The sequence below is a fragment of the Paraburkholderia steynii genome (genome assembly GCF_900100565.1).
GTDB lineage: Bacteria > Pseudomonadota > Gammaproteobacteria > Burkholderiales > Burkholderiaceae > Paraburkholderia > Paraburkholderia terrae.
Window position 1 is genome coordinate 139,400 of record NZ_FNDI01000001.1, and the last position, 7,262, is coordinate 146,661.

Below are 7,262 nucleotides of genomic sequence, written 5' to 3' on the forward strand. Positions count from 1 at the left end.
CGAATCTCCGCGATTTGCCGCCGCGAAGCATCGTGGCGAAAAAAAAGCCCGCTGACGCGGGCTTTTGAACATTCTGATGCTTGTGGTTTCGGCACGTGCAGACGTCCGATCACTCCCACTCAATCGTCGCAGGCGGCTTGCCCGAGATGTCGTACACGACGCGATTGATACCACGCACTTCGTTGATGATCCGGTTCGACACATGACCGAGCAAATCATGCGGCAGATGCGCCCAATGCGCCGTCATGAAGTCGAGCGTCTGCACTGCGCGCAGCGCGACGACATACTCATACGTGCGCCCATCGCCCATCACGCCCACGCTCTTCACAGGCAGGAACACGGCAAACGCCTGGCTCGTCAGGTCGTACCACGACTTGCCCGTTTCCTTGTCGATGAAGGTGCGCAGCGTTTCGATGAAAATCGCGTCCGCGCGACGCAGCAGGTCCGCGTAATCGCGCTTCACTTCGCCGAGAATCCGCACGCCGAGGCCCGGTCCCGGGAACGGATGGCGATACACCATCGAAGGCGGCAGGCCCAGCTTCACGCCCAACTCGCGCACTTCGTCCTTGAACAGTTCGCGCAGCGGCTCGAGCAGCTTGAGATTGAGCGTCTCCGGCAGACCACCGACGTTGTGATGGCTCTTGATCGTATGCGCGGCCTTCTTGCCCTTGCCCGCCGATTCGATCACGTCCGGATAGATCGTGCCTTGCGCGAGCCACTTCGCATCCGTCAGCTTGCCGGCTTCCGTCTGGAACACCTCGACGAACTCGGCGCCGATGATCTTGCGCTTGGCTTCGGGATCCGTCACGCCTTTGAGCTTCGACATAAACGCCTCGCTCGCATCGACGTGGATCACCTTCACGCCGAGGTTGTCGGCGAACATCGCCATCACCTGCTCGGCTTCGTTCAGGCGCAACAGGCCGTGATCGACGAACACGCAGGTCAGCTGATCGCCAATCGCGCGATGCAGCAGCGCCGCCGCCACCGACGAATCCACGCCACCCGACAGACCGAGAATCACATGCTCGTCGCCGACCTGCTTGCGGATGTTCTCGACGGCTTCGTCGATGTAATTGCCCATTTCCCAATCGGGCTTCGCGCCGCAGATCTTCAGCACGAAGCGCTCGAGCATCGCGCGGCCCTGCACCGTGTGCGTGACTTCCGGGTGCCATTGCAGGCCGTAGAAGTGGCGCGCCTCGTCGGCCATCGCCGCGATCGGGCACGAGTCGGTCGATGCCATCAACTGGAAGCCTTGCGGCATTTCCAGCACCTTGTCGCCGTGGCTCATCCACACCTTCAGCATGCCGTGGCCTTCGGACGTTGCGAAGTCCTGAATGCCGTCGAGGAAGCTCGTGTGGTTGCGCGCGCGCACTTCCGCGTAACCGAATTCGCGCAGATGGCCGGTTTCGACCTTGCCGCCGAGCTGCTCGGCCATCGTCTGCATGCCGTAGCAGATGCCGAGCACGGGCACGCCCGCTTCGAACACCGCTTGGGGCGCGCGCGGCGTGTCGCTCTCGGTCACCGAGTTCGGGCCGCCCGACAGGATGATGCCCGTCGGCTTGAATTCGCGGATGAACTCGTCGCTGACGTCGTGCGGATGGATTTCCGACAGCACGTGCGCCTCGCGGATGCGGCGTGCGATCAATTGGGTGACTTGCGAACCGAAGTCGAGGATCAGGATCTTGTCATGCATGGCAGCGGACGGAATCTAAAAAGAACGGATAGGGAAAGCCGCGCGTGTCGCATCGCGACAGAACGGCGTTGTATTCGAAACGGATTGGCTTGCGCGGCAACGGCGGCGTGAGCGCCGCATCGCTGCGTGCCGTGATCGATATAAAGCGCGATAAAAGACCTGCGCGCAGACGGATTCCAGTTGTTTCGGCAGTGGGCGTGAGCTTGTGCGGGTCAGCCATGAAACGGCGGCCGGGGTGTGCCCGATTTCGCTTCGGCAGCGCGTGCGTCGGCTTCGTTGCGCTGGGCTGCGGCGCGTTCACGCGCAGCGGCGTCCTCGTGGGCTTCCGCCCGGCGTTCGTGCGCCAGCGCGTCTTCACGCGCGGCGGCGGCCGCTTCGGGCATCGTCGCGCGCGGCGGCTGCGCCGTCAGGCCAGGCTCGACGGGATGCCCCGTCGCGGGACTCACAGGCGTTACCGTGCTCACGGCAGGCGTTGCGGCAAGCGTCGGCTCGACATGCGGCCCCGTGGTGGCCGGATAAACCACACCCGGGCGAGCCGCGTTACGCTCGCGCTCGGCCTTGCGCGCCTCGTTCTCGGCGTCGCGCGCCGCCACGCGGTCCGTGCGTTCGGCGGCGGCCGTGCCGGCCAGCCGTTCGCGCCGCTTCACCGCGCTCGATAGCTTCACGCCACCCAGGCCGATAACGAGCAGGACTACGCCCGTCAGCACCGCCACCAGCTGACCGAACCCGGTCAACTGCGGCGTATGCAGCCCCACCAGCCAGACCAGCATCAGCACGCCCGTCAGCCAGTTCACATGGCCGACGACCTTGGCCGTCGTCACCGTCATCGCGCCGTCGATCGACGCATGCAGCGCAAGCCACGCCAGGCCGATCAGCGCGATGCCCGCCCCCTGCCCAACCAGCGCAGGGTCCGTCTGCACCAGCTGCAGCGCGTCGTACAACGATTTCCATGGCGTGAGCAAAAACAGCAGCCCGAACGCCAGCAGCAACAAGGCATCGATGATCAGTACGGCACGCAGCAGCGGCTTCATCGGCAATTAGTCCACGTGATAGTTGGGCGCTTCCTTCGTGATCTGGACATCGTGTACGTGCGATTCGCGCATGCCCGCCGACGTAATTTCGACGAACGAAGCTTTATCGTGCAGTTCGTCGATCGTACGGCAGCCGCAGTAACCCATCGATGCACGCACGCCGCCGATCAGCTGGAACAGGATCGCGCCAACCGAGCCCTTGTACGCGACCCGGCCTTCGATGCCTTCCGGCACCAGCTTGTCGATGTTCGCGGAGTTGTCCTGGAAGTAGCGGTCAGCCGCGCCGTCCTTCATCGCGCCGACGGAACCCATGCCGCGGTACGACTTGTACTGGCGGCCCTGATACAGGAACACGTCGCCAGGCGATTCTTCCGTGCCGGCAAACATGCTGCCCATCATCACGGCGTTCGCGCCTGCTGCCAGCGCCTTGCTGACGTCGCCCGAGAAGCGCACGCCACCGTCAGCGATCACTGGTACGCCTGTGCCCTTGAGTGCCGCCGACACGTTGGCGATCGCACTGATCTGCGGCACGCCCACGCCTGCGACGATACGCGTCGTGCAGATCGAGCCCGGGCCGATGCCGACCTTCACGCCGTCCGCGCCGTACTCGACGAGCGCCTTCGCTGCGTCGGCCGTCGCGATGTTGCCGCCGATCACCTCGACGTGCGGGAAGTTCTTCTTGACCCACTGGACACGCTCCAGCACGCCCCGGCTATGACCATGCGCCGTATCGACGACGATCACGTCGACGCCCGCCTGCACCAGCAGCGACACGCGCTCTTCGTTGTCCTCGCCGACGCCGACCGCGGCGCCCGCGCGCAGCTTGCCATGCTCGTCCTTACAGGCGTCCGGGTGCTCTGTCTGCTTCGTGATGTCCTTCACCGTCATCAGGCCGCGCAGTTCGAACGCGTCGTTGACGACCAGCACGCGCTCGAGGCGGTGGCCGTGCATCAGCGCTTTCGCTTCGGCGAGCGGCGTGCCTTCCTTGACCGTAACGAGACGCTCGCGCGGCGTCATGATCGTGCGCACGGGCTCGTCCAGACGCGTTTCGAAGCGCAGGTCGCGGTTCGTCACGATGCCGATCAGTTGCGCGCCTTCGACGACCGGGAAACCCGAAATGCCATGCTGGCGCGACAGCGCGATCACGTCGCTCACCTTCATCTGCGGCGGAACCGTGATCGGATCGCGCACGACGCCTGATTCAAAGCGCTTGACCTTCGCGACTTCGCGAGCCTGTTCGGCCGGCGTGAGATTCTTGTGGATGATGCCGACGCCGCCCATCTGCGCCATCGCAATGGCGAGGCGAGCTTCGGTAACGGTGTCCATCGCGGCGGACACGAGCGGCATATTGAGGGAGATGTTGCGGGTCAGCCGGGTTTTCAGGCTGGTGTCGCGCGGCAGAACGTCGGAGAAAGCCGGGACGAGGAGCACGTCATCGAACGTGAGTGCTTTTTGGATCAGACGCATGGCAAATCCTATAGGCGCAAAAGCGAATTATACGCGAAACCTTCCGGTTTTCGCTGCACGAACAGTCAGTTAGCGAAATTCTTCAATGTTTTTTCGCATCGAACGACCGTCTGATTTCGCTTCTGCGTTCGGCTCGCGTTCGAACCGGTTTCGTATGCTCGTTCGAACGCAGACGCTGTCATTCATCCTTCCAGCCGCGTTTTTCCAGCATAGGCGAAGTGCTGCAAAGTGCAGAATCGAACAAGACGCGAACCCGCCCGTGCGGCTATGCTTCGCGCACTTTCAGTTTTTCGATCGGGGCAAGGCAATGCAGCGCGGCGTGGTGTATGGGATGTTGGCGGGAGCGTTATGGGGCATGGTGTTTCTGGTGCCGCGGCTGTTGCCCGATTTTTCGCCCGTGCTGCTGAGCGCCGGCCGCTACGCGATGTACGGCGTCGTGTCGCTGCTGGCCGCCCTGCCTTCTGTGCGCTCCCTGATGCGCCGGCTTACGCGTGAAGATCTGAACGCCCTCGTCAAGCTCGCGCTCGCGGGCAACCTGCTCTATTACCTGCTGCTGACGGGCGCTGTGCATCTCGTTGGCATTGCGCCGTCGTCGCTGATCGTCGGTGTGCTGCCCGTTACCGTGACGCTGCTCGGACGGCGCGATCATGGCGCCGTGCCGCTTGCGCGGCTCGCTTGGCCGCTCGCGCTCGTCGTCGCGGGCATCGTGTGCATCAATGTCGATGTGTTCGGCACGGCGGGGGAAACGCCGGGAACGATCGCGAACAAACTGATCGGCATCGCCTGCGCGGTCGGCGCGCTGGCGTGCTGGACGTGGTTCGCCGTCGAAAACGCGCGGTATCTGCAGCGTCATACGCATTTCAGCGGCAACGAGTGGTCGGTGCTGTGGGGCGTCGTGACGGGCCTGCTCGGCGCGCTGCTGTGGGTCGTCGTGGCCGTGCTGCCTTCGTCGGCCGTCGATACGTCGCATGTCGACACCCGCTGGCATCTGTTCTGGCTGCTGAACCTAGGGCTCGCGATCGGCGCGTCGTGGCTCGGCAACGGCTTGTGGAACGCGGCGTCCAAGCGTTTGCCGCTAACGCTGTCGGGCCAGCTGATCGTGTTCGAGACGCTGTTCGCGCTGCTCTACGCCTTCATCTACGATCACCGGATGCCCCGTCCGCTCGAAATGGCCGCCATCCTGCTGCTGGTCGCGGGCGTCAGCTGGTCGGTACGCCAGCATGCTGACGACGATTCCGACCGCTCGACGCTCGAAGAAAAGGCTCAGGCGGCTGTGCATTAGGCTGCGCCCTTTTGTCTGCAGCCAAAACCTCTGACCACAAAGCAAAAACGGCGCACCGCGTGACACGGTGCGCCGTTCGCCATTTGTGCGCTGCACGTCTGCGGGACGTCAGCGCGAATCCTTGTGCAGCCACTTACGCCCTTCCACGGACCCTTCCTGACGCGATTTCTCGACGCGCCGCTGCCGCGCGAGCTTCGGATCGACGATCAGCGGCCGGTAGATCTCGACACGATCGTGGTCGGCCAGCACGGTGTCCAGCGGCTTGAGCTTGCCGAACACGCCTGTCTTCTGTTTCGTCAGATCGATTCCGGGATGCCGCTCGAGGATACCGCTCGCGTCGATGGCCTGCCCGAGCGTCGCGCCTTGCGGCAACTGCAGCTCGATCAGCGTCTGCTCGCCCGGCAGCGCGTAGCAGACCTCGATGGTCAGCGTCCTGCTCATGCCTTGCCGTAGCGCTGGTCGGCGCGTTTCACGAACGATTCGACAAACGTGTTCGCGATATGGCTGAACACCGGTCCGATGATTTTCTCCAGCAGAATGTTCGCGAACTCGTAGTGGAGCGCGAACTCGATCTTGCATGCATCGGCGCGCAGCGGCGTGAAGCGCCAGTAGCCGGTGAACTTCTTGAACGGGCCGTCGGCGAAGTTCATGTCGATGCGCGTCGGCCGCTCCTGCGTGTTGTGCGTCGCGAAGTGTTGCTTGATGCCCTTGAAGTTGATGTCGATCTTCGCCTCCATCAGGTTTTCCTCCTGGCGGCGGATTTCGACGCCGCCGCACCACGGAAGGAAATTGGGGTAGTCGGCGACATCGGTGACGAGGTCGAACATCTGTTCCGCCGAGTGGCGTATCAACACGGTTTTCTGGACATCTGCCATAAATTGAACAGCGCGTGGCAACAGGGATTGATAAATAGCGAGCGCGTGACAACGGAATGACACCGCGGCGGGTTTTCGGCGTCCCGCTTTGCTAAAATCGTGATTTTAAACGAGTTGGCCACTTTCCATTCATGAGCATCATCGACAACAGAAAAGCGTTCTACGACTACTCGGTCGAAGAGCGTTACGAGGCGGGGCTCGTGCTGGAGGGCTGGGAAGTCAAGGCGCTGCGCGCCGGGCGTGGCCAGATCAAGGAAGGCTACGTCGTGATCAGGAACGCGGAGCTGTTTTTGATCGGCACGCACATCAGTCCGCTGCCCGAAGCGTCGACGCATATCAACCCGGACCCGGTCCGTACGCGCAAGCTGCTGCTGCATGCTGAGGAAATCAGCAAGCTGATTGGCAAGGTCGAGCAGCGCGGGTATACGCTTGTGCCGTTGAATTTTCATTACAAGAACGGGCGGGTTAAGTGTGAGATCGGGCTTGCCAAGGGCAAGAAGCAGCACGATAAGCGTGAGACTGAGAAGAAGCGGGATTGGGAGCGGGAGAAAGCGAGGTTGATGCGGACGCCGGTTTGAGGTTTTTGCGGCCTGTGCGGCGCGGTGAGGTTTGAGGTTTTTGCCGCGGCGGTGACGGTCGGTTTTTTGGGGTTTTGGTCTTTGCGTTGGCATCCGCTGTATTTGCTGCGCGGGCTTCGGCGCGGTGTGTTTGCCTTTTCGCTGGCATACGGGCTTTGCGTTTGGGCTTCATGCGCCGCGGTTTGGTTTGCTTGCGTTTTCGCTGGCGTCCGCGCTTTGCTTTTGGGCTTCATGCGCCGCCGTTTGATTTGCTTGCGTTTTCCCTGGCATCCGCGCTTTGCCTTCGTGCTTCACGCGTCGCCGTTTGATTTGCTTGCGTTTTCGCTGGCATCCGCG

Annotated in this window: 8 protein-coding genes; 3 read left to right on the forward strand and 5 right to left on the reverse strand. The window is 62.8% G+C overall.

Translation table 11 applies throughout. From position 1 onward, the window contains the following. Positions 1-109 precede the first annotated feature (109 nt). The 3 genes from guaA to guaB form a co-directional block, all read right to left on the reverse strand. Positions 110-1,693 carry a glutamine-hydrolyzing GMP synthase gene (guaA, locus tag BLT65_RS00650; RefSeq protein ID WP_042313504.1) on the reverse strand — a complete coding sequence of 528 codons (1,584 nt, stop codon included), beginning with the start codon at positions 1,691-1,693 and terminating at the stop codon, positions 110-112. Between the two features lie 212 nt (positions 1,694-1,905). Next, positions 1,906-2,724, reverse strand: a complete 819-nt coding sequence (locus BLT65_RS00660; protein ID WP_091774058.1) for a hypothetical protein — start codon at positions 2,722-2,724, stop codon at positions 1,906-1,908. 6 nt (positions 2,725-2,730) lie between these two features. Next, entirely contained in the window at positions 2,731-4,191 is a 1,461-nt protein-coding gene (gene guaB, locus BLT65_RS00665; protein ID WP_091774060.1) for an IMP dehydrogenase, read from the reverse strand. Positions 4,192-4,498: 307 nt separating this feature from the next. Here guaB and BLT65_RS00670 point away from each other — a divergent pair, with 307 nt between their 5' ends. Next, a complete protein-coding gene (locus BLT65_RS00670) occupies positions 4,499-5,473 on the forward strand; it encodes a DMT family transporter (RefSeq protein ID WP_091774836.1) in 975 nt (324 codons plus the stop codon). A 108-nt stretch (positions 5,474-5,581) separates the two neighbouring features. Here BLT65_RS00670 and BLT65_RS00675 read toward each other — a convergent pair whose 3' ends face one another. Together BLT65_RS00675 and BLT65_RS00680 are read right to left on the reverse strand one after the other, a co-directional pair. Beyond that, a complete protein-coding gene (locus tag BLT65_RS00675; RefSeq protein ID WP_091774062.1) occupies positions 5,582-5,914 on the reverse strand; it encodes an RnfH family protein in 333 nt (110 codons plus the stop codon). Then, positions 5,911-6,348 carry a type II toxin-antitoxin system RatA family toxin gene (locus BLT65_RS00680; protein WP_035990853.1) on the reverse strand — a complete coding sequence of 146 codons (438 nt, stop codon included), beginning with the start codon at positions 6,346-6,348 and terminating at the stop codon, positions 5,911-5,913. The genes BLT65_RS00675 and BLT65_RS00680 overlap by 4 nt, the downstream gene beginning before the upstream one ends. 131 nt (positions 6,349-6,479) lie before the next feature. Between BLT65_RS00680 and smpB the strand changes: the two genes are divergently transcribed. Together smpB and BLT65_RS47580 are read left to right on the forward strand one after the other, a co-directional pair. Then, positions 6,480-6,926, forward strand: a complete 447-nt coding sequence (smpB, locus tag BLT65_RS00685; RefSeq protein WP_042313492.1) for an SsrA-binding protein SmpB — start codon at positions 6,480-6,482, stop codon at positions 6,924-6,926. Between the two features lie 24 nt (positions 6,927-6,950). Then, positions 6,951-7,262, forward strand: a 312-nt coding sequence (locus tag BLT65_RS47580) for a hypothetical protein (protein ID WP_208545714.1), incomplete at its 3' end; no start/stop codon positions are given.

Excerpts from the sequence above, each read along its gene's own strand:
- guaA (WP_042313504.1), bottom strand. The coding sequence starts at position 1,693 with ATGCATGACAAGATCCTGATCCTCGACTTCGGTTCGCAAGTCACCCAA.
- BLT65_RS00660 (WP_091774058.1), bottom strand. The coding sequence starts at position 2,724 with ATGAAGCCGCTGCTGCGTGCCGTACTGATCATCGATGCCTTGTTGCTG.
- guaB (WP_091774060.1), bottom strand. The coding sequence starts at position 4,191 with ATGCGTCTGATCCAAAAAGCACTCACGTTCGATGACGTGCTCCTCGTC.
- BLT65_RS00670 (WP_091774836.1), top strand. The coding sequence starts at position 4,499 with ATGCAGCGCGGCGTGGTGTATGGGATGTTGGCGGGAGCGTTATGGGGC.
- BLT65_RS00675 (WP_091774062.1), bottom strand. The coding sequence starts at position 5,914 with ATGAGCAGGACGCTGACCATCGAGGTCTGCTACGCGCTGCCGGGCGAG.
- BLT65_RS00680 (WP_035990853.1), bottom strand. The coding sequence starts at position 6,348 with ATGGCAGATGTCCAGAAAACCGTGTTGATACGCCACTCGGCGGAACAG.
- smpB (WP_042313492.1), top strand. The coding sequence starts at position 6,480 with ATGAGCATCATCGACAACAGAAAAGCGTTCTACGACTACTCGGTCGAA.